Here is a 17,943-nt window from a genome sequence, read left to right as displayed (position 1 = left end):
GCTCGGGAGCTATCCGTCGCGGCGGAGCCGCCGGACCACGAACTCCTGGTCGAGTTCGCCGAGGAACTCGCCCAGCCGGGGGCCGGAGTCGGCGTCGAAGAAGAGCCGGTAACCGGCGTTGAAGAAGTCGCCCGTCTCGACGCCGTACGCCTCGGGGAGTTCGTACATCTGCCCCTGTATCTCCTCGCCGGCGTGCCCCGCTTCGACGAAGTCTGCGAGGGCGTCGAGTGCGTCGGCCATCCCGGCCTCGAAATCCGTCTCGGGCAGGTCGGCCTGCAGCCGGTAGTTGTACTCGTTGTCCATCCGCTCGGCCCACGCGCGGGCCTTCTCGACGCGGGCCAGCGCCGCGTCGACCGCCCACTCGGGGGTGTCGTCGGTGAGGTGACCCTCGTTGCGTGCCATCTGCTCGCGGAGTTCGGGGTCGTCCGTCATCCCGAGGACGGCAGCGAACGTGTAGGGGATGCGAACCCGCTCCGCCCGGACGTCGTCGACGACGAACGGGTAGGCCCGCTCGGCGAACGCGTCGATGGTGTCGTCGTCGACCTCACCGAAGTAGACGCGCTCGAAGCGGTCGAACTCGTCGACGAGCTGGTCTAGTCGGGAGACGTCGAAGTCCTTCGCCTTCTTCGGGTTACGGACGAAGAAGTAGCGGAGCACCTCGGGCTCGAGCAGTTCGAGCACCTCGTCGACGGTGACGACGTTCCCCGACGACGACGAGAGCGGCTCGCCGTTCAGCGTGAACCACTCGTACGTCATCGGGACCGGCGGCTCGATACCGAGGACGTTCTCGGCGATGTCCCTTCCGGAGGGCCACGAACCCTCGGCGTGGTCCTTGCCGAACGGCTCGAAGTCGACGCCGAGCACCTGCCACTGCGCCGGCCACTCGAACCGCCAGGGGAGTTTCCCCTCGCGGAACGTGGCCGTCCCCTCGTGCCCACAGCCCTCGATCTGTTGGCCGCCGGCCTCCAGCCCGGAGCAGACGTAGTCGACAGTACGGGCGTCGAGGTCGACCGCGCGGACGTCGGTCGTGAGTTTGTGACACGCCGAACACTGGGCCATGAACGGGACGTACGAGTCGTCGACGCCGTCCTGGTACGCGCTCAGCACCTCGCGTGCGTGGTCGGCATCCGAGAGGACGTGATGGACGACGTCGTCGAACTCGCCCGCCTCGTACATGGCGGTGTTCGACAGCATCTCGACCGGGACGCCAATGCGGTCGGCGCTCTCGGCCAGGAGGGCCGTGAAGTGCTCGCCGTAGGAGTGGTGGTCACACTCGTCGAAGGGGTCGGGGATGTCGGTGTACGGGACGCCGAGGTTGCGTCCGAGCGCCCCGGCGTCGACCTCGCCCAACCCGACGAGGTTCCAGTCGGCGTCGGCGAGCGTGCGCGGGACCTTCCGGAGGGCGTCGCGGTCGTCCGAGGTGAACACCTGTCGGACCTCGTGGCCGCGTTCGCGGAGTACCGCGGCGACGTAGTAGCCGCGCATGATCTCGTTGAAGTGCCCGAGGTGGGGGATGCCGGAGGGCGAGACGCCACCCTTGACCACGATGGGTTCGGTCGGGTCCCGCGCTTCGACCTCGTCGGCCACGTCGTCCGCCCAGAACGCGTGGTGGTCGGTCTCGCCCCCACCGTCGGGGGCCCCCGCGTCAGTGTCGGCGTCGCTCATCGCTGGGCCCAGTAGCTCGGGTCCTCGTTCGTCCCCTCGGGGACGATGTCGGTGCCCGAGTGGTCACCGCGGAGCGCCGCGGCCTCGATTCGGTCGGGGTCGGTGCCGTCAAGAACGATCGTCCGCATCTTCGAGCGTTCGATGAGTTTGGCGGCGAGGAGGTCGACGGGGGCGGACGCGCCGGCGTTCATCTCGATGTCGCCGATGACGTCGACCAGTTCGCTCGCGGAGAGGCTCTCGTACTTCTCCGCGGTCGACTCCTTGTTCGGGTCGGTGCTGTAGACGCCGTCGACGCTCGTGGCGTAGATGAGCAGGTCGGCGTTGACGTACTCCGCGAGCGCCGCGGCCACCGCGTCGGTGGTCTGTCCGGGAGAGACGCCACCCATGACGGAGACGTCACCCCGTCGAATCGAATCGCCGGCGTCCTCGTAGGTGTGTGCCGGCTTCGGGTCGACGCGTGGCCCGAGCGCCGCGATGAGGAGTCGGGCGTTGATGCGGGTCACGTCGATGCCGAGTTGGTCGAGTTGGACCTCGTTCGCCCCGAGGTCGCGTGCAGCTCTGATGTAGTCGCGCGCGACACCGCCACCGCCGACGACGACGCCGAGTTCGCACCCCTCGGTCGCGAGGGATTCGATGACCGCGGCGTGTCGCTCGACCCGCTGGGGGTCGAGCTGTGGCGCGAGGACGCTCCCACCGATAGAAATCACGACTCTCATTGGCTCGGGATTGCCGAGAGCGGGGCTTAAGGGTTATCAAGTCGGTGGGGCTCGGCGGTGTGTTCACCACTCGCGTGCCTGGCGGAGAACTCCGAGAGGCGACACCCTAAAGCCGGTCCGTCTCTGCGGGGAGAGTATGCGAGTATTTGCCATCGTCGGCCCCGGGTCGGACGACCTGCGGGCGCGACTCCTCCCTCGTCTCGACGGGCCGGTCGTGACGGTCGAAGCGAGCGGGACAGTCGGTGACGGCGGCGGGGTGAGCGATACGTACCGGGTCGGTGCTGACGGGTCGTGGGCGGCGCGGGGAACCGGTCGGTCGCTCGATGCGGTCATCGACGACATCGCACCACGGTACACGTACGCCGTCTGCCTCGGCGTCGGTGCGGACGCGGCTCTCCCGACCGTCGTCCTGGGCGACGAGGCGGACACGGACGAGCATCGTAACGTGCTCTACGAAGCCCCTGACGCCGAAACGGCGGCCGTCGAGACGGTCCTCGACGCGCTCGCGGACGTCGAACCGCACGTGACCCTCGAGACGCTGGTCGACCGGGTCAAATCGTCGCCACGTGCCGACCGGGCTGGCGCCATTGCCACGTTCACCGGGCGTGTCCGTGCGAAGGACGGCGCGGACGACCCCCGGACGACGGCGCTGGAGTTCGAGAAGTACGAAGGGGTCGCCGAGGAACGGATGGCGACCATCTGCCGCGAACTCGAAGAACGCGAGGGTGTCCTCGACGTGGAGATGCACCACCGGACGGGGCTCATCCCCGACGGCGACGACATCGTCTTCGTCGTCGTCCTCGCCGGCCACCGCGAGGAGGGATTCCGAACCGTCGAGGACGGCATCAACCGACTCAAAGACGAGGTGCCGCTGTTCAAGAAGGAGGTGACGGTGGAGGATACCTTCTGGCGGCACACGCGGTAGGTCACCACCCCTCGTCGCCGACAGTGACGCGCTCACCGGGGGCGCGTGCGACCGCTCATCGCCCCGCCGAGAGAGCAAATGTTGCCGAGAAAGCACCAACAGCCGGCTCAGTTCGCCGGTTTCGGCGCGTTTTACATTCACAAAAATAGTTTGCGATTGAAATCCTCAGAAACCGTTGTGAAAGGTCTAAAGATTTCTCGAACCGTTCTGAATCGTCCGTGAAACGTCCGAACGGACTGAAACCATCCGAACTGCTCCGAACGTTCCTCCGTTTATATACTGTCCCAGGGCCATCGGAGAAGCGAGGTCAACACAATGAGCGCAACCGTATCCCCCTCCACCGACGGCAGCTCGAAAGAAGAACGCCTGAAGCAGTACCTCGTCGAGAAGGCACAGGACGGCGAGATGTACTTCAAGAGCAAGTTCATCGCGGACGACGTCGGGCTGTCGCCCAAGGAAATCGGCGCCCTGATGGTCAAGCTCCGTGACTCCGCGTCGGAGCTCGAGATCGAGAAGTGGTCGTACACGTCCGCGACCACGTGGCGCATCGAGCGCCGCGAGGCGCTCACGGCCTGAGACGAGCGACCCCGAGTTCCCCGAACCCCTGACGAATCCCCGCGGTCCCCCGCTTTTGCGGTTGTTTTTCGACCGAACAGTCACACCGGTGTCGGACAGGATTTATAGCTCCGTCCCCCCTACCGCGAGTGATGGATTCGGTCGAGTCGGACGCGCCACGAGAGGCCCTCCAGTCCGTCTTTCACCTCCGCGAGACGTACCGCGACGGGGAGCGGCTCCTCTTTTATGGCGAGGCGCTCGTCCCGCAGGAGGCCCTCATCGAGGAGGTGTGGCCCGCCTTCCGCGAAGCGGGGTACGAGGCCCACCTCACGACGACGCGTTCCGGGCACGAGGACGTGGTCGTCGCCGAACCGGTCTCGAACGGGCCGGAGGGCGTCCCGTGGAAGAACCTCGGGCTGTTCGTCGCCACGGTGCTCTCGACGCTGTTCGTCGGGAGCGTCACCTGGTACTACGTGCCGCTGGCGCAGATTCAGCAGAACCCCCTCGCCGTACTGCAGGCGTGGCCCTTCACCGTCGCCGTCCTCGGCGTGCTCTCGGCACACGAACTCGGCCACTACGTCCTCGGCCGCTACCACGGCGTCGACGTCTCCTTGCCGTATCTCATCCCGTTCATCTTCCCGTTCGGGACCCTGGGGGCTATCATCCGGATGCGCGGGCAGATGCCCGACCGCCGGACGCTGTTCGACATCGGCGTCGCCGGCCCGCTCGCCGGCCTCGCCGCGACGGTCGTCGTCACGGCCGTCGGCCTCTCGCTGAACCCCCTGACCGTCCCGCCGAGGGTGCTCGAACAGAGCGGCGAGGTCATCGTGTTCAACAACCCCCCGCTCCTGGACCTCATCGCCACCGCTATCGGCCAACCCACGAGCTACACCGACCCGGCGAAGACCGTCCACCCGGTCATCATCGGTGGCTGGGTCGGGATGTTCTTCACCGTCCTCAACCTCCTGCCCGTGGGGCAGTTAGACGGGGGCCACATGCTCCGCGCGATGCTCGGCGAGCGACAGGAGACCGTCGCCGCCGTGGTGCCGCTCGCACTGTTCGGACTCGCCGGATACCTCCACTACGGACGCGGCCTCGGCCTCAACGAGTCCGTCGGGCTCTGGGCGTTCTGGGGGCTGTTCGCGACCTTCATCGCCTACAACGGACCGGCGGACCCGATCGACGAGACCCCACTCGACCGCCGTCGACAGCTCGTCGGCGTCGTCACGTTCGCGCTCGGCGCGCTCTGTTTCCTCCTCGTTCCGATTCAGATAATCGGCGTCTGACCCGCGGGGCGCGATGACCCGCCGCGTGACTCGACACTGAATCGGCCCGGCCGACGGGGATAATCGCTCGTTAACCGCGCGCAGCCGTTCGGTTTGCCCTACTCGCTACCGTGAGTGTATCCGCGGTCCGAAAGCGGTTCGCCGTCGACGGTAATGCCCGAGTCGGCGTCGACGACGCGGCCGACCTGCGAGAGGGTGGTGTCGCAGTCGGCCAGCGCCGCGGTTGCGTCGGCGACGGCCGACGCGGGGAGGGTACAGACGAGTTCGAAGTCCTCGCCGAAGTGGACACCACGGTCCCACGCCGACGAGGGGTCTACCAGCGACGTCAGCTCGGTCGCGAGCGGAACGCGGTCCGCCTCGACGGCGAACCCGCAGTCGGAGGCCTCTGCGAGCTGGTGGAGCGACCGAGCGAGGCCGTCGCTGGAGTCCATCATCGCGGTCGCGTGCGCGGCGAGACGTTCACCCGCGCGGACCCGCGGCGTGAACTGGAAGAGGTCGTTCCCGGAGTCGACGTCGCCAGCCTCGAACGCGTGGATGGCCGCGGCGGTCCGACCCAGCGTGCCGGTCACGCAGACGACGTCCCCCGGTGTCGCGCCCGAGCGGCGGACGGGGGCGTGGTCGCCCTGACGACCGATAGCCGTCGTGGCGAGGGTGAACTCCTCGTGGTGGTCGAGGTCGCCGCCGACGTACTCGGCACCGACGAGCGCGGAGACGTCGCGCGCACCGCGGAGGAAGTCGGCCAGTTCGGCCTCGTCGAATCGCGGTGCGGCGTAAGCGGCGACGGCCGCGAGCGCCGGCACGCCCATCGCTGCCACGTCCGAGAGGGACGCGCCGACGGCGCGCCAGCCGGCGGTGTAGCGCGTCGTCCCCGCGGGGAAGTCCGTCGTCTCGTGGAGCATATCCGTGGTGACGACGAGGTCGTCGACCACGGCGGCGTCGTCCCCGGCGGCGGGAAGCGCGTCGGCGAGTACCCGGAGGGCGGTCCGCTCGTCCATGCTCGATTCGGTCGTCGGCCGCCGGTGAAAAGGTTCCCTTCTTCCGACGCGTCCCGCCGCAGTGCGCGGAGAAAATCCCGTTCCGGTGGGTTAATGCACTCGCTCTGCCACCCGCCGATATGGCCCGCGAGAACCTCCGCGCGACACTCGTCGGATTCGCGGCGACCCTCGCCATCTTCGCCGTGCTGTTCTACACCGCGGGCGTCGACGACCTCGTCGCACAGGTGACGAGCGCCGACCTCCGCTACGTCGGCCTCGTGCTCCTCGCGACGCTCGGGTGGCTCGCCGCGTGGTCTGGCGCGCTCCGGACGGTGCTCGGCGTCCTCGGCGTGGAGCTCTCGCGGACGCGGTCGTTCCTCGTGTTCAGCGGCGCGATGTTCTCGAACAACATCACACCGTTCGGACAGGCCGGGGGGGAGCCGGTGACGGCCCTCCTCATCAACCGCTCGACGGACGCCGAGTACGAGACGGGACTGGCCGCCATCGCGAGCGTCGACACGCTCAACTTCGTCCCCTCCATCACCATCGCGCTCATCGGGGCGGGTTACTACGCGACGGAGGTGACCCTCGGCCGCCGGGTCGAGGTCGCCATCGGTGCCGTCGGCCTGCTCGCCATCGTCGTCCCGTCGCTCGTCTACGTGGGCTGGACCCGCCGGTACAGCCTCGAACACCGCGTGGTCGAGGCGCTCGTCCCGTTCATCCGCGCCATCGCCCGCGTCGTCCCGCGCGTTCCCGTACCGACGGCCGAGGGGCTCGAACGCCGCATCACGGGCTTCTTCCGCGCCATCGAGCGGGTCGCCGCCAACCCCCGGAAGTTGGCCGTGGCACTCGCGCTCTCCTCGCTCGGGTGGGGGCTCCAGATGGTCGCACTCTGGTTCGCCTTCGTCGCCATCGGGGAGCCCATCGCCCTCTCCATCGCGCTGTTCGTCGTGCCCATCGGCGCGATCGCGGGCGTGACGCCGCTCCCCGGTGGGGCCGGGGGCATCGAGTGGACACTCGCCGTCCTCATCGCCGCGGCCTCGCCCGCCGTCGGATTCAAAATCGCGACGGCCGGGGTCATCCTCTTCCGCGGGTTCGTCTACTGGACGCCGGTCGTGCTCGGTGGAACGGTCCTCGGGACGACGGGCGTCGGGAGCCGCTTCTGAGGACGGAGCACGTGTGAGAAGCCCGCACGCAGTCGGTGTGATACGATGGGTTTAAACGCCATCCTCGGGAAGTACCGCGCATGGTAACCCTCTATGACGTCCCGGCGGACGACCTCATCGAGGCGGTCGCCGACGCGCTCGAAGAGCGAATCGAGCAGCCCGCCTGGGCGAACTTCACGAAGACCGGCTCGGGCCGGGAACTGCCCCCACAGCAGGACGACTTCTGGTACGTGCGTGCCGCGTCGCTCCTGCGAAAGCTGGCCATGGACGGCCCGAAGGGCATCGACCGACTCTCGACGGAGTACGGCGGGAAGAAGCGTGGCTCCACCCGCTACAAGGTCGCGAAGGCCGGCAAGTCGAACGGCTCGAAGAAGATCATCCGCACCATCCTCCAGCAGCTCGAAGAGGAGGAGCTGGTGACGACGGTCAAGGGCGAGGGACGCCGCATCACCCCCGAGGGACAGAGCTTCCTCGACTCCATCGCGGGCGAGGTCCTCGAATCGCTCGACCGCCCCGAACTCGAGCGCTACGCCTGAGACGGTCTGGTGTCGCCGACCCACCGACGGAATCCCTCTCGTGAGGGTCCGTAACCGTTTTTTGTCGTAACCGCGAAGACGTGCGTATGAGTGGCACTCCGGACGACGACAGGCTCGAAGAGCTCCGCGAGAAGAAGATGCAGGAACTCCGAGAGCAACAGCAGCAGCAGGGGGGAGCGGGCGGTGCCGCCAACGAGGAGGCACAGCAGGCTGCACAGGAGCGTGCGGAAGCCCAGAAGAAGGCGATGCTCCAGAAACACCTCACCGACGGGGCCCGCCAGCGACTCAACGCGGTGCAGATGTCCAAACCCGACTTCGCCGAGCAGGTCGAACGACAGCTGGTGGCGCTCGCCCAGAGCGGCCGCCTCCAGAACCGCATCGACGAAGAGCAGATGAAGAGCCTCCTGAAGGAGATGCAGCCCGACTCCAAGAGCTTCAACATCCGCCGCCGGTGATGGACCTGGCGCTGTTGTACAGCGGGGGAAAAGACTCGACGCTGGCGGCGCTACTGCTCGATTCGTTCTACGACGTGACGCTCGTGACCGGCTGGTTCGGCGTGACCGACGACTGGTGTCACGCCCGAGACGCCGCGGAGACGCTCGGGTACGGCTTCGAGCGCGTCGAACTCGACAGGGCGGTCGCGGGGGAGGCGGTCGACCGGATGCACAGCGACGGCTTCCCGCGACACGGCATCCAGCAGGTTCACGCGCACGCGCTCGAACGGGTTGCGGAACTCGACGTGACCGCCATCGCCGACGGGACCCGCCGGGACGACCGCGTGCCGACGGTCTCGCGGGCACAGGCGCAGTCGCTCGAGGACCGCCACGACGTCGACTACCTCTCGCCCCTGTCGGGCTTCGGTCGTCGGGCCATCGACCGCCTCGTCGAGCGCCGCCTCGAGGTCGAGTCCGGGCCGAGCGACGAGGTGAAGAAGGCGGACTACGAGTCGGAACTGCGCGTGCTCCTCGCCGAGCGACACGGTCCCGGTGCCGTCGGCGCGGTGTTCCCCGAACACACCCAGACGCGCGTCCGTGGCCTGCGGGAGTAGCGAGGGCACACGACGGCGCGAATCCGAACGGCTTTTTCGTTCCCGGGTGAGGCACCGTTCGATGGTCCTCGGTCCCCACTCCCTCTCGCTCTCGCCCGGCGTCGGCTACGCCCTCGCCGCCGCGTTCGTCTGGGGGACGTACATCTTCGTCCTGAAGCGGTACTTCTCGGACTACCCTGGGACGGTTTTGACCGTCGTCGTCAACGCCGCCGCCGTCGCGTGGTACCTGCCGGTCGCGGTGCCGCGGGTCCGAGCGGCTGGACTGCCGGTGGCGTCGTCGTTCGGCGCGGTCGAGGTCGGCATCGTCGTCGGCACGGTCCTGACGACGGCGGCCGCCTTCTTGTTGTTCCTCCGCGCGCTCGACGTGGGCGAGGTGTCGTACGTCGCCCCCATCAACAAAGTCGTCCCCGTCTTCGTCCTGCCCATCGAGGTGCTGGTGTTGAGCCAGCGGCTGACCCCGCTGCAGGTCGTCGGCGTCGTCGTCGCCACGCTCGCGGTGTACGTCGCCAACTACCGGCGCGGGAGCCTGCTGGACCCGCTCCGCAAGGCCGCGACGGCTCGGCCCGCCCAACTCGCCCTCGTGAGTGCCGTGTGTTACGCCGTCAGCGACGTCGGTAAACGGCTCGCGTTGCAGGAGCTGCGCATCCAGCCCGAACTGTGGGTCCCCACCGTCCTCCTCGGAGTGCTCGTGGTCGTGCTCCCGCTCGCGTTTCGCGAGTGGACCCCCGTCCGGGGCGACCTGCTCAAGTTCGCCGTCGCGGGGGCGGGCGTGGCGGTCGGCGAACACGTCACCTCGCTCGCCTTCCAGCAGGCGCCCGCGAGCATCGCCTCGCCCATCATCAACACCCAGGCCATCGTCGCGGTGGTGCTGGGCGGAATCGTCCTCCGCGAGCGGGCCTTCGCCACCAGGCTGGTCGCCGCCGGACTCGCGGTCTGCGGCGTCGGCCTCATCGCGGTGTAGAACGCTTCGGTCCGCGGTCACAAGACTGATGTCGCTCCTGTGACGGGGTCGAGACGATGCCCGAGTGGTCCCGCAGAACGCTCCTCCGCACCGGCGCGCTCACCGGCGTGCTCGGCGCCGGGTGGTACGTCGCGGAACGGCCCCACTGCCGGCCCGTGTTCGACCCGTACTGGACGTTCCGCGGACACCACTGGGCCCCCGTCGTTCCGACGGACGAGGGCGTCCTCGTCGCCGAGGGCCACACCGTCACCGGAGCGTCACGGTTCCGCATCGGCCTGCTGACACCCGGCGGCGGCCAGGCCCGGTGGGCGACAGTCGTCGAGGGCGGCGGGTTCGGACACCCCACCGTCGGCGGCGGCGCTGTCTACGTCGGGACGGGCCGTGACACGGTGTTATCACTCGATCTGCAGACCGGACGGGTCGAGTGGACCTACGACGCCGGCGGCGTCGAGGAGTACGGCGGCGGGGCGTGGGGTCGGCCGCTGGTCGCCGACGGACGCGTGTACGTGGGAATCTCGCACTCGGAGAGTCCGAACGCGGACCCGGGAGACCCCGATGAGTTCACCCACCGGCTGGTCGCGCTGGACGCGCGAGAGGGGATAGAGCAGTGGGCGACCGAGGTGACGACCCCCGTGTCCGCAGGCCCGGTCCGGGTCGCAGACACCGTCGTCGCCGGGTCCGAAGACGGCATCCTCCGCGGGTTCGACCCGGAGACCGGCGACGTGCGCTGGGAGTTCAGTCTCTCAGGCGGGCTCAGCTACCGGCCGGTAGTCACCAGCGCCGAATCTCTGACACTCGTCACCGACGACGGGACCGCCGTGCACGTCGACGTTCCGGACGGGACGATGCGGCGGACGAAGGAGGTCGTCCGGGAGGTGAGCACCGTCACGTGTGGCGATGACACCCTCTACGTCGGCGGTGAGTCGGGGCGGGTGGTCGCGCTGCCGGTGACGCCCCTCTCTGACCTGACGACGTGGCCGGCCCGCTGGACGTACGACGCCGGCGTCCGCGTCGGCGGCGTGGCGGCCGGGGAAATCGACGGGTCGGGCGTGTCCGTCGTCGACCAGTCCGGTCACCTGCATCGGCTGACCGACGACGGGCGGAGAGCGGGGCGCGTCAGGGTAGTCGACCCGCAGTACGAGAACCAGTGTGGCTGGGTGCCCGACCACCACCTCGTGACCGGGGCCGTCCGCTCGCGGGGGACGCTGTTCGTCTCCAGCGAGTGGTGGGTCCGGGCTGTCGATACCGACGGGGCGTGACACGGGAGCGGGGAAGACCGGCTTCAACAGCTTCAAGCGCGCGAGCGAAGAACCGACGCGCATGTACGACCGACTGAAGGGGTTTCGTGACTTCTACCCCGAGGAGATGACCGCCCGGCGGGAGGTGCTCGACGCCGTCGAGGACACCGCGGCGCGCTACGGCTTCCGCGAGGTGGGGACGCCGGCGCTGGAGCGCGTGCAGATGTACGTCGACAAGAGCGGCGAGGAGATCGTCGACGAGCTGTACACCTTCGAGGACAAGGGCGGACGGGACGTCGCGCTGACGCCCGAGCTCACGCCGACCGTCGCCCGGATGGTCGTCGCGAGGGGTCAGGAGCTGTCGAAACCCATCAAGTGGGTGTCGACGCGCCCCTTCTGGCGCTACGAGCAGGTCCAGCAGGGCCGGTTCCGCGAGTTCTATCAGACGAACGTCGACGTCTTCGGCTCGTCCGAGCCGGACGCCGACGCCGAGGTGCTCGCGTTCGCGGCCGACGCGCTCACGAACCTCGGTCTCTCGGCGGGCGAGTTCGAGTTCCGCGTCTCCCACCGCGACATCCTCGGTGGCCTCCTCGAGTCGATGGGAGAAGGCGTCGACGTCCGCGACGCCATCCGGGCGGTCGACAAGTCCGCGAAGGTCGAACGGAACGAGTACTACGACCTCCTGCACGACGCCGGCCTCTCGTACGACCAGGCCCGCGAGTTCGACGACCTCCTCTCGAGCGGCGACCTCGACGCCCTCGTCGACTTCGCCGGGACCGAGCGGGTCGAAGCGGCGGTCGAGAACCTCCGGGCCGTCCTCGCCGCGACGGAGGACTTCGGCGTGCGCGAACACTGCACCCTCTCGCTGGAGACGGCGCGGGGGCTGGACTACTACACCGGCGTCGTCTTCGAGTGTTTCGACACCACCGGCGAGGTGTCCCGTGCCGTCTTCGGCGGCGGCCGCTACGACGACCTCATCGAGTCGTTCGGCGGCCAGCCGACGCCCGCCGTCGGGGTGGCGCTCGGCGACGCGACCCTGCAGTTGCTCTGTGAGCGTGCCGGCGTGTGGCCCGCCGAGGAGCTCTCGACGGACTACTACGTCCTCACCGTCGGCGACACGCGAGAAGTCGCCGCCCGCATCGCGCGTGACCTCCGTTCGCGCGGCCACGTCGTCGAGACCGACCTCTCCGACAGAGGGTTCGGGTCGCAGCTGTCGTACGCCGACGGCATCAACGCGCGGACGGTCGTCATCGTCGGCGAGCAGGACCTCGAGAACGACGAGGTGACGCTGAAGGAGATGGAGTCGGGCGAGCAGACGACCGCGCCCGTCGACGAGTTCCCCGGCGAACGCGACGCGCCGACGTACGACGACTTCGCCTGACTCGGCCGGGCCTCCGAGGCGGCGTTCACCTCACGGTGAGAGAACCGCCGGGGCGTTTAACATCCCTCCCGGCGTCTTCGCTCACATGTACGACACCATACTCCTTCCGACGGACGGGAGCGGCCCGAGCGAGGCCGCCCGGGACCACGCGGTCGGTCTCGCGTCCGCGTACGACGCGACCCTCCACGTCGTCTACGTCGTCGACGACGAGGCGCTCCGTGCGGCCCGCATCGACTCCGACGTGGTCGTCGAGGGGTTCGAGACGGAGGGCGAGACGCTCGTCTCGGAGGTCGCGACCATGGCCGCGGAAGCCGGCGTCGACTGCGAGACGGCGGTGGCCCACGGGCACCCCCACGAGGTCATCCTCGAGTACGCCACGGAACACGGCGTCGACCTCATCGTGATGGGGACCCACGGCCGCCACGGTGTCTCGCGGTTCCTCCTGGGGAGCGTCACCGAGCGCGTCGTCAGGACCAGCGACGTCCCCGTCCTCACGGTTCGGAGCGAGGACGCCGACATCGACGCCGACGAGGGCGAGAGCGAGAGCGAAGACGACGCCGCCTGACGACGGGCCCCGAAGCGACACACGAGCGCCGTCGTTCAGAAGTCGTCGAGGCGCATCTGGTTCGGCGAGAGCCCGTCGGGTTCCGCCGCGCCGAGGAGTCGTGGCAGCGCCGTGTGGGCGAACGTCAACCCGACGACCAGCACGATCGGTGCGAAGAAGAGCCCGTAGAAGCCGAGCACGACCGGGCCGAGCGTGTACGCGAGCATGAGGAGTCCGACGTGTGTGTTCTTCCCGCTCAGGATGGGACGGAGCACCAGGTCGGGGATGGTGTCGACCACGACCACCGCGACGACGAGGAAGCCGAGGACGTACACCAGGAGCGACGAGTCCCCGCCGAGGACGAGCGGGAGCGCGGTGATGCCCGTCAACGGGAGGTACACCACCTTCATGCCGACGACGGGAATCAGGCTCGCAGCCCCGGTCAACACGCCGGCCAACGCCGGATACGGGACCTCCGCGCCCGCGGGGGCGACGGCGTTGTACCCCGAGAACGCGGCGATGGCGATGAGCGAGATGGCGAGCACGTTCAGCAGGTTCCCGAACAGCACCGCCTCGAGTTCGCGGTCGACGGCTTCGAGATACTCGCGGATGATGGCATCGTCGTCGAACCGCAGCAGCCACTCGCGGATACGGTAGCCGTCCAGGAGGAGGTAGTAGGTGACGATGATGGTGATGAAGAGGTTGAGGAAGAAGTTCGAGATGACCGTGGTCAGCAGGGCCGCGTGGTTTCCGAGGAAGTCGACCATCGGCGAGAGCTGTCCGGCCTGGTACGCCTCGTAGAGGCCCGAGACCGTCAGGTCGGGGAGAGACTCCATCTCTCCGAACCAGTCGACGTGCGTCGCGGCGACGTCGAGCAGCGCGTACTCCATGACGAACTGCCGAGCCTCGACGGCGAGCAGAACCGTGGCGTAACTCACGACGAGGAGCAGCGGGACCGCGAGCGCCGACATGACGACGACGGCGCGGACGCGGGCGGGAACGCGGAGCCGACGAAGCGACGTGTAGAACCGCCGCGTCGAGTAGTAGAGGAACACCGACACGGTCAGCGGTGCGATGAACTGGAAGGCGAGGGCGCCGACGACGACGGCGACGAGGAGACCGAACAGGGCGACGACGAGTCGTTTCTCGTCCATACGCGCCCACAGACCTGTGCAGGGGATAAATCTGCGGACGTGAGTACAAGAGATGAGAAGCCCGTCGTCGGGCGTGACTCGACCGTGACACGCCGGAGAGTGTCGACCCGGCCGCTGACGACCGGGACGGGTCGACACACCACCTCGCCGTCCGGTGACGCGGTCGAGGCCGGAGATGCGGTTTGAAGTGCCGGCTGAGTGAACAGCCACCAGGCACCGATGGCCGAGGACGGAGCGGACACCGCACCGCAGGAGAGACGTCGGCGATGAGCGGGGCCACCGAGCGGGGCGAGCGACGACGTGCGTTCCGCGTCGCCTACGACGGTCGTCCCTACTACGGGTTCCAGCGGCAGCCGACGGTTCCGACCGTCGAGGACGCCCTCCTCGACGCGGTTCGGGCGCTCGGGCTGGCCGACGAGGGAGCGCTCCCGCCGGGATATGCGGCCGCCGGTCGGACCGACGCGGGCGTGTCGGCGCTGGCGCAGACCGTCGGCTTCCGGTGCCCGGAGTGGTGCTCGCCCGCGGCGCTGAACAGCCGACTCCCCGCCGACGTGCGAGCGTGGGCACGCGCCGACGCGCCCGAGGACTTCCACGCGACGCACGACGCCGTCAGACGCGAGTACACGTACGACCTGTACGCGCCCGCCGTCGACGACGGCCGGGCCGCGGCCGCACTCGCACGCCTCTGCGGCGAGCACGACTTCCACAACCTGACGCCGGACGAGGAGGGGACGGTCCGGACGCTCGAGGGGTCGCTCACCCGTGACGGCGACTTCCTCGTCTTCACGCTCTCGTCGTCGGGCTTCGTCCGCCAGCAGGTTCGGCGGGTCGTCTCGCTCGTCCACGCCGTCGGAGAGGGCGCGCCGCTGTCGGCCGTCGAGCGCATCCTCGTCCCGGGGACGGTCCCGGGTGAAGAGGGAGTCCCCCCGGCCGCGGCCGAAGTGCTCGTCCTGACCGACGTGGCGTACGCGGACCTCGCGTTCACCGTCGACCGCGAGGCCGCCGAACGCTCGCGAACGCTGTTCGAAGAGCGAGCGCTCGACGGGCGGATACGGGCACGCGTCGCCGGCCGGATTCGCGACGGCCTGCGCTCGGCGGACTAGTCCCACTCGTCGGGCCACAGCCCGGCCGCGCGCATCCCCGGTTCGAAATCGGCGGTACGGAAGCGGCGCTGGAGCGTGTCGACGTCCAGCCGCGGCGGGTCGCGCCCGGCGAGTTCGTGCACGAGCAGCGCCGTCAGCATCGCGTGGTCGCGGAGGACCCGTGGGTCGACCTTGTCGCGGGTGTCCGCCGCCGTGTGTCCCCAGCCACGCCCGCGCTCGCCGCTGTCGGAGTGGAGTTGGAGCGCCGGAACGCCGCGGCGGACGAACGGCCACTGGTCGCTGAACGGGTGTGGTCGGGGCTTCACGCGGCTGGGGTGGCCCGACCGGTCGCTCACCGTCTCGGCGACTGCCTGCGTCGCGTCCGACGTGTGCGTCATGGCCACGAGGTCGCGGAACCGCCCGGCACCGTCGACGTTGACGACGGCCGCGGGGTCGAGTGTCGACGCGAGGTGTTCGGAGCCGACGAGCCCCGTCTCCTCACAGCCGACAGCCGCGACGCGCACGCGTCGTGAGAGGTCCATCTCGGCGAGGATTCGGCAGGCGGCGACGACGACGGCGACCCCACAGGCGTTGTCGAGCGCCCCCTCGCCGACGTCGTGGGCGTCGTAGTGGGCGAGCAGGAGGAGTTCGTCCTCGCTCGCCGGCCCGAGCGTCCCGACGACGTTCTGGCTCTCGCCGGCTTCGGTCGTCGCCTCGACGGCGAGCCGAACGCGGGCGGAGGCCGCCTCGACCGGGTCGGTCAGCCACGCGCCCGTCTCTTGGGAGACGCCGACAGCGGGAATCTCGGCCTCACGGTCGAACCGGAGGCTCCCCGTCGGCGGGAGTTGCCCCGGGACGTGGTTGGCGAAGACGAACCCCACCGCCCCCTCGTCGACGGCACAGCCGTACTTCTCCATGCGGTGGATGAAGCGCCCGCCCTCGGGGGTGGTGGTCGAGGCGACAGCGACCCGACCGGAGACGCCGGCCGCCCTGATTTCACGGGGGGTCCCGTGGCCGACGTCGACGAGGTCCGCCTCGACGTCACCCGTGGGGGAGTACGGGAGAGCGAGACAGTCGAACGCCCGGCCGGAGTCGAGACGTTCGAGTCGGCTCTCGCCGCGGGTCCACGTCTGCGTCGGGAACGAGTCGAGCGAGACGTCGTGGACGCCGCTGCGCTCGAAGGCGCGGGCGACGACCGACGCGGCCGCACGCTCTCCCGCCGACCCGCCCAGTCGCGAGTCGAGACGGCTGAGTTCGGTCACGACGGCCCAGGCCTCGTCGTCGACCCAGGCGCGGCCGAGGGCCGCGGCCACCCGGTCGGGGAGGTTCGGCGTCATGGTCGGCACTGGGAGGCCGGGGTGATAATCCTCTCGGGCGGGAAGACCGCGTCGGGTGCTGAGTCCCTCCCACTGGCCAACGAACGTGTCCGCTTCGCGGCGGACGAGCGTCTGACGCCCCCGACACGCTTTTCGCCCGGCCACGGGTACGGCGGGGTATGAACGACGACCCCGCCGACGGACCACGGTCGCGGACGGGCGACGACGGAGCCGAGACGGTCGGCACCGACGAGAGCGACGCGAACGACACGGCAGACGGCCACGAAGCGGCGACCGCCGGGGGACGTCCGGCGACCGGGGGAGCCGAGACGGACGAGGGGGTCGCCGCGGCGGACACGAACGGAGAAGACCCACAGCAGGCCGCGGCGGGAGACGCCGAGCGGGACGCGAACACGGGAGACGGCGGCGATGCCGACGGGGACGAGCGCCCGCCCGCCGACGTCCGCAAGTACGAGCGGTTCAAGAAGGTCGACGGTGCGCAGTACGACCGCGTCAACGACTTCCTCCGGGAGCGGACGTACATCACCGCCCGCGAGTGGGCCATCGCACGGCTCTGTGCGGACTTCCGCACCGAGACGGGGGTCGAGATGACGAAAATCGGGAACAACCTGCCCGAACTGGTCCCGTTCATGACAGACACCTACAGTCCGCAGGCGGTCAACCAGGCGCGACACGCCTTCCGCGACAAGGTCCGAAAGTCGGGGGCGACGTTCCTGTACGGCGCGATGTGCGGCTTCTTCACCGCCGAGGAACTCGACGAACTGATGTACGAGGTGTCCGAAATCGCGAAGTTCCTCCTGGAGGTCGAGGGAGTCGACCTCGCCGTCGCCGAGGAGCTAGAGGCCGAAGAGCGCATCTCCAGCGTCATGCGCGAGGTGCGCGAGGCGAGTTCGGAGCTCCGCGCGGAGGACCTCGCGGAGTCGGTCCCCGAGTAGTCCGCCCCGACGAAGCGCACGGAAGCCGTCCGCGACGGCCGCCGAGCGAACCCGGCTACGCGGAGTCGTCGCCGCGGGTCGCCGCACGCTCTGTGCCGTCGTCCCCAGCACCAGTCGCGTCGTCACCGTCGCGTGCCTCGCGGTCGTCGGTCTCGTCGTCGAGCCGGTCGAGCGCGTCGGGGAGCCGACTGGTCGCGGTTCGGAGCGTCAGCCGGTAGACGATGGCGGCGAACAGCGTCAGCAAGACGACCTCGACGAGATACAGTTCGGCGAGTTCGAGCAGGGAGAGGTCCGCGAGGTCGACGTCGCCGAACAGGAACAACACCTCGAGCGTGGCGACCAGCACGAGCGCGGGCATGAGGACGATCAGCAGCCCGACGAGTATCAGCGGGAGCCGCTCACGGAGGTTCGTCCGAGCCATGCTAGCTGTCACGCTCAGG

19 protein-coding genes are annotated in these 17,943 nt (G+C 69.2%); 13 read left to right on the top strand and 6 right to left on the bottom strand.

All coding sequences use genetic code 11. The features are described from left to right. Window positions 1-9 precede the first annotated feature (9 nt). Entirely contained in the window at window positions 10-1,665 is a 1,656-nt protein-coding gene (lysS, locus tag E6N53_RS06360; RefSeq protein WP_142857812.1) for a lysine--tRNA ligase, read from the bottom strand. Further along, window positions 1,662-2,381: a UMP kinase gene (gene pyrH, locus E6N53_RS06355; protein ID WP_142857810.1), complete on the bottom strand. Its 720-nt coding sequence runs from the start codon at window positions 2,379-2,381 to the stop codon at window positions 1,662-1,664. Before pyrH ends, lysS begins: the two co-directional genes overlap by 4 nt. Window positions 2,382-2,517: 136 nt before the next feature. On the opposite strand from pyrH, the gene E6N53_RS06350 reads away from it, so the two are divergent. The 3 genes from E6N53_RS06350 (at window position 2,518) to E6N53_RS06340 (ending at window position 5,147) form a co-directional block, all read left to right on the top strand. Next, on the top strand, window positions 2,518-3,306 hold the full coding sequence (locus tag E6N53_RS06350) for a molybdopterin synthase (RefSeq protein WP_142857808.1): 789 nt from the start codon (window positions 2,518-2,520) through the stop codon (window positions 3,304-3,306). Window positions 3,307-3,621: 315 nt separating this feature from the next. Then, window positions 3,622-3,882, top strand: coding sequence for a DUF7123 family protein (locus E6N53_RS06345; protein WP_142857806.1), 261 nt, complete (start codon window positions 3,622-3,624; stop codon window positions 3,880-3,882). 131 nt (window positions 3,883-4,013) lie between these two features. Further along, the gene (locus E6N53_RS06340) at window positions 4,014-5,147 is read left to right on the top strand and encodes a site-2 protease family protein (RefSeq protein WP_142857804.1); all 1,134 of its coding nucleotides are present in this window, start codon (window positions 4,014-4,016) and stop codon (window positions 5,145-5,147) included. Between the two features lie 98 nt (window positions 5,148-5,245). Here E6N53_RS06340 and thiL read toward each other — a convergent pair whose 3' ends face one another. After that, window positions 5,246-6,142 (bottom strand): thiamine-phosphate kinase, encoded by an 897-nt coding sequence (gene thiL / locus E6N53_RS06335; protein ID WP_142857802.1) that lies wholly within the window; start codon window positions 6,140-6,142, stop codon window positions 5,246-5,248. 119 nt (window positions 6,143-6,261) lie between these two features. On the opposite strand from thiL, the gene E6N53_RS06330 reads away from it, so the two are divergent. The 8 genes from E6N53_RS06330 (at window position 6,262) to E6N53_RS06295 (ending at window position 13,016) form a co-directional block, all read left to right on the top strand. After that, the gene (locus E6N53_RS06330; protein ID WP_136589629.1) at window positions 6,262-7,287 is read left to right on the top strand and encodes a lysylphosphatidylglycerol synthase transmembrane domain-containing protein; all 1,026 of its coding nucleotides are present in this window, start codon (window positions 6,262-6,264) and stop codon (window positions 7,285-7,287) included. Window positions 7,288-7,367: 80 nt separating this feature from the next. Continuing rightward, window positions 7,368-7,823: a 30S ribosomal protein S19e gene (locus tag E6N53_RS06325; protein WP_136589630.1), complete on the top strand. Its 456-nt coding sequence runs from the start codon at window positions 7,368-7,370 to the stop codon at window positions 7,821-7,823. An 86-nt stretch (window positions 7,824-7,909) separates the two neighbouring features. Next, entirely contained in the window at window positions 7,910-8,278 is a 369-nt protein-coding gene (locus E6N53_RS06320; protein WP_136589631.1) for a DNA-binding protein, read from the top strand. Then, window positions 8,278-8,871 carry a DUF7411 family protein gene (locus E6N53_RS06315; RefSeq protein ID WP_136589632.1) on the top strand — a complete coding sequence of 198 codons (594 nt, stop codon included), beginning with the start codon at window positions 8,278-8,280 and terminating at the stop codon, window positions 8,869-8,871. The genes E6N53_RS06320 and E6N53_RS06315 overlap by 1 nt, the downstream gene beginning before the upstream one ends. A gap of 61 nt (window positions 8,872-8,932) precedes the next feature. Continuing rightward, window positions 8,933-9,832, top strand: a complete 900-nt coding sequence (locus E6N53_RS06310) for a DMT family transporter (RefSeq protein WP_142857800.1) — start codon at window positions 8,933-8,935, stop codon at window positions 9,830-9,832. Window positions 9,833-9,888: 56 nt separating this feature from the next. Next, window positions 9,889-11,091: a PQQ-binding-like beta-propeller repeat protein gene (locus E6N53_RS06305; RefSeq protein ID WP_142857798.1), complete on the top strand. Its 1,203-nt coding sequence runs from the start codon at window positions 9,889-9,891 to the stop codon at window positions 11,089-11,091. A 61-nt stretch (window positions 11,092-11,152) separates the two neighbouring features. Next, window positions 11,153-12,451 carry a histidine--tRNA ligase gene (gene hisS / locus E6N53_RS06300; RefSeq protein WP_142857796.1) on the top strand — a complete coding sequence of 433 codons (1,299 nt, stop codon included), beginning with the start codon at window positions 11,153-11,155 and terminating at the stop codon, window positions 12,449-12,451. A gap of 85 nt (window positions 12,452-12,536) precedes the next feature. Further along, a complete protein-coding gene (locus tag E6N53_RS06295) occupies window positions 12,537-13,016 on the top strand; it encodes a universal stress protein (protein WP_142857794.1) in 480 nt (159 codons plus the stop codon). Window positions 13,017-13,051: 35 nt separating this feature from the next. On the opposite strand, the gene E6N53_RS06290 is transcribed toward E6N53_RS06295, so the two are convergent. Then, window positions 13,052-14,149: an AI-2E family transporter gene (locus E6N53_RS06290; RefSeq protein ID WP_142857792.1), complete on the bottom strand. Its 1,098-nt coding sequence runs from the start codon at window positions 14,147-14,149 to the stop codon at window positions 13,052-13,054. 266 nt (window positions 14,150-14,415) lie between these two features. Here E6N53_RS06290 and truA point away from each other — a divergent pair, with 266 nt between their 5' ends. Continuing rightward, entirely contained in the window at window positions 14,416-15,252 is an 837-nt protein-coding gene (truA, locus tag E6N53_RS06285; protein WP_142857790.1) for a tRNA pseudouridine(38-40) synthase TruA, read from the top strand. Here truA and E6N53_RS06280 read toward each other — a convergent pair. Beyond that, a complete protein-coding gene (locus E6N53_RS06280; RefSeq protein ID WP_142857788.1) occupies window positions 15,249-16,568 on the bottom strand; it encodes a M28 family metallopeptidase in 1,320 nt (439 codons plus the stop codon). The genes truA and E6N53_RS06280 overlap by 4 nt on opposite strands. 158 nt (window positions 16,569-16,726) lie before the next feature. On the opposite strand from E6N53_RS06280, the gene E6N53_RS06275 reads away from it, so the two are divergent. Next, a complete protein-coding gene (locus E6N53_RS06275; protein WP_142857786.1) occupies window positions 16,727-17,503 on the top strand; it encodes a DUF5806 family protein in 777 nt (258 codons plus the stop codon). Between the two features lie 55 nt (window positions 17,504-17,558). Here the strand turns inward: E6N53_RS06275 and E6N53_RS06270 are convergent, their stop codons facing one another. Next, window positions 17,559-17,924, bottom strand: coding sequence for a hypothetical protein (locus E6N53_RS06270; RefSeq protein ID WP_142857784.1), 366 nt, complete (start codon window positions 17,922-17,924; stop codon window positions 17,559-17,561). Between the last annotated feature and the right edge of the window lie 19 nt (window positions 17,925-17,943).

The sequence above is a fragment of the Salinigranum halophilum genome, assembly GCF_007004735.1.
GTDB classification, from domain to species: Archaea; Halobacteriota; Halobacteria; order Halobacteriales; family Haloferacaceae; genus Salinigranum; species Salinigranum halophilum.
The sequence above is the reverse complement of the archived record's forward strand: the minus strand, read 5'-3'. Positions and strand labels throughout refer to the sequence as shown.

Coding starts and splice junctions, on each gene's coding strand:
- truA (WP_142857790.1), top strand. CDS start 14,416: ATGAGCGGGGCCACCGAGCGGGGCGAGCGACGACGTGCGTTCCGCGTC.
- E6N53_RS06270 (WP_142857784.1), bottom strand. CDS start 17,924: ATGGCTCGGACGAACCTCCGTGAGCGGCTCCCGCTGATACTCGTCGGG.
- E6N53_RS06340 (WP_142857804.1), top strand. CDS start 4,014: ATGGATTCGGTCGAGTCGGACGCGCCACGAGAGGCCCTCCAGTCCGTC.
- E6N53_RS06345 (WP_142857806.1), top strand. CDS start 3,622: ATGAGCGCAACCGTATCCCCCTCCACCGACGGCAGCTCGAAAGAAGAA.
- E6N53_RS06315 (WP_136589632.1), top strand. CDS start 8,278: ATGGACCTGGCGCTGTTGTACAGCGGGGGAAAAGACTCGACGCTGGCG.
- E6N53_RS06290 (WP_142857792.1), bottom strand. CDS start 14,149: ATGGACGAGAAACGACTCGTCGTCGCCCTGTTCGGTCTCCTCGTCGCC.
- E6N53_RS06330 (WP_136589629.1), top strand. CDS start 6,262: ATGGCCCGCGAGAACCTCCGCGCGACACTCGTCGGATTCGCGGCGACC.
- lysS (WP_142857812.1), bottom strand. CDS start 1,665: ATGAGCGACGCCGACACTGACGCGGGGGCCCCCGACGGTGGGGGCGAG.
- E6N53_RS06280 (WP_142857788.1), bottom strand. CDS start 16,568: ATGACGCCGAACCTCCCCGACCGGGTGGCCGCGGCCCTCGGCCGCGCC.
- E6N53_RS06310 (WP_142857800.1), top strand. CDS start 8,933: ATGGTCCTCGGTCCCCACTCCCTCTCGCTCTCGCCCGGCGTCGGCTAC.
- E6N53_RS06320 (WP_136589631.1), top strand. CDS start 7,910: ATGAGTGGCACTCCGGACGACGACAGGCTCGAAGAGCTCCGCGAGAAG.
- hisS (WP_142857796.1), top strand. CDS start 11,153: ATGTACGACCGACTGAAGGGGTTTCGTGACTTCTACCCCGAGGAGATG.
- E6N53_RS06350 (WP_142857808.1), top strand. CDS start 2,518: ATGCGAGTATTTGCCATCGTCGGCCCCGGGTCGGACGACCTGCGGGCG.
- thiL (WP_142857802.1), bottom strand. CDS start 6,142: ATGGACGAGCGGACCGCCCTCCGGGTACTCGCCGACGCGCTTCCCGCC.
- E6N53_RS06295 (WP_142857794.1), top strand. CDS start 12,537: ATGTACGACACCATACTCCTTCCGACGGACGGGAGCGGCCCGAGCGAG.
- E6N53_RS06305 (WP_142857798.1), top strand. CDS start 9,889: ATGCCCGAGTGGTCCCGCAGAACGCTCCTCCGCACCGGCGCGCTCACC.
- pyrH (WP_142857810.1), bottom strand. CDS start 2,381: ATGAGAGTCGTGATTTCTATCGGTGGGAGCGTCCTCGCGCCACAGCTC.
- E6N53_RS06325 (WP_136589630.1), top strand. CDS start 7,368: ATGGTAACCCTCTATGACGTCCCGGCGGACGACCTCATCGAGGCGGTC.
- E6N53_RS06275 (WP_142857786.1), top strand. CDS start 16,727: ATGAACGACGACCCCGCCGACGGACCACGGTCGCGGACGGGCGACGAC.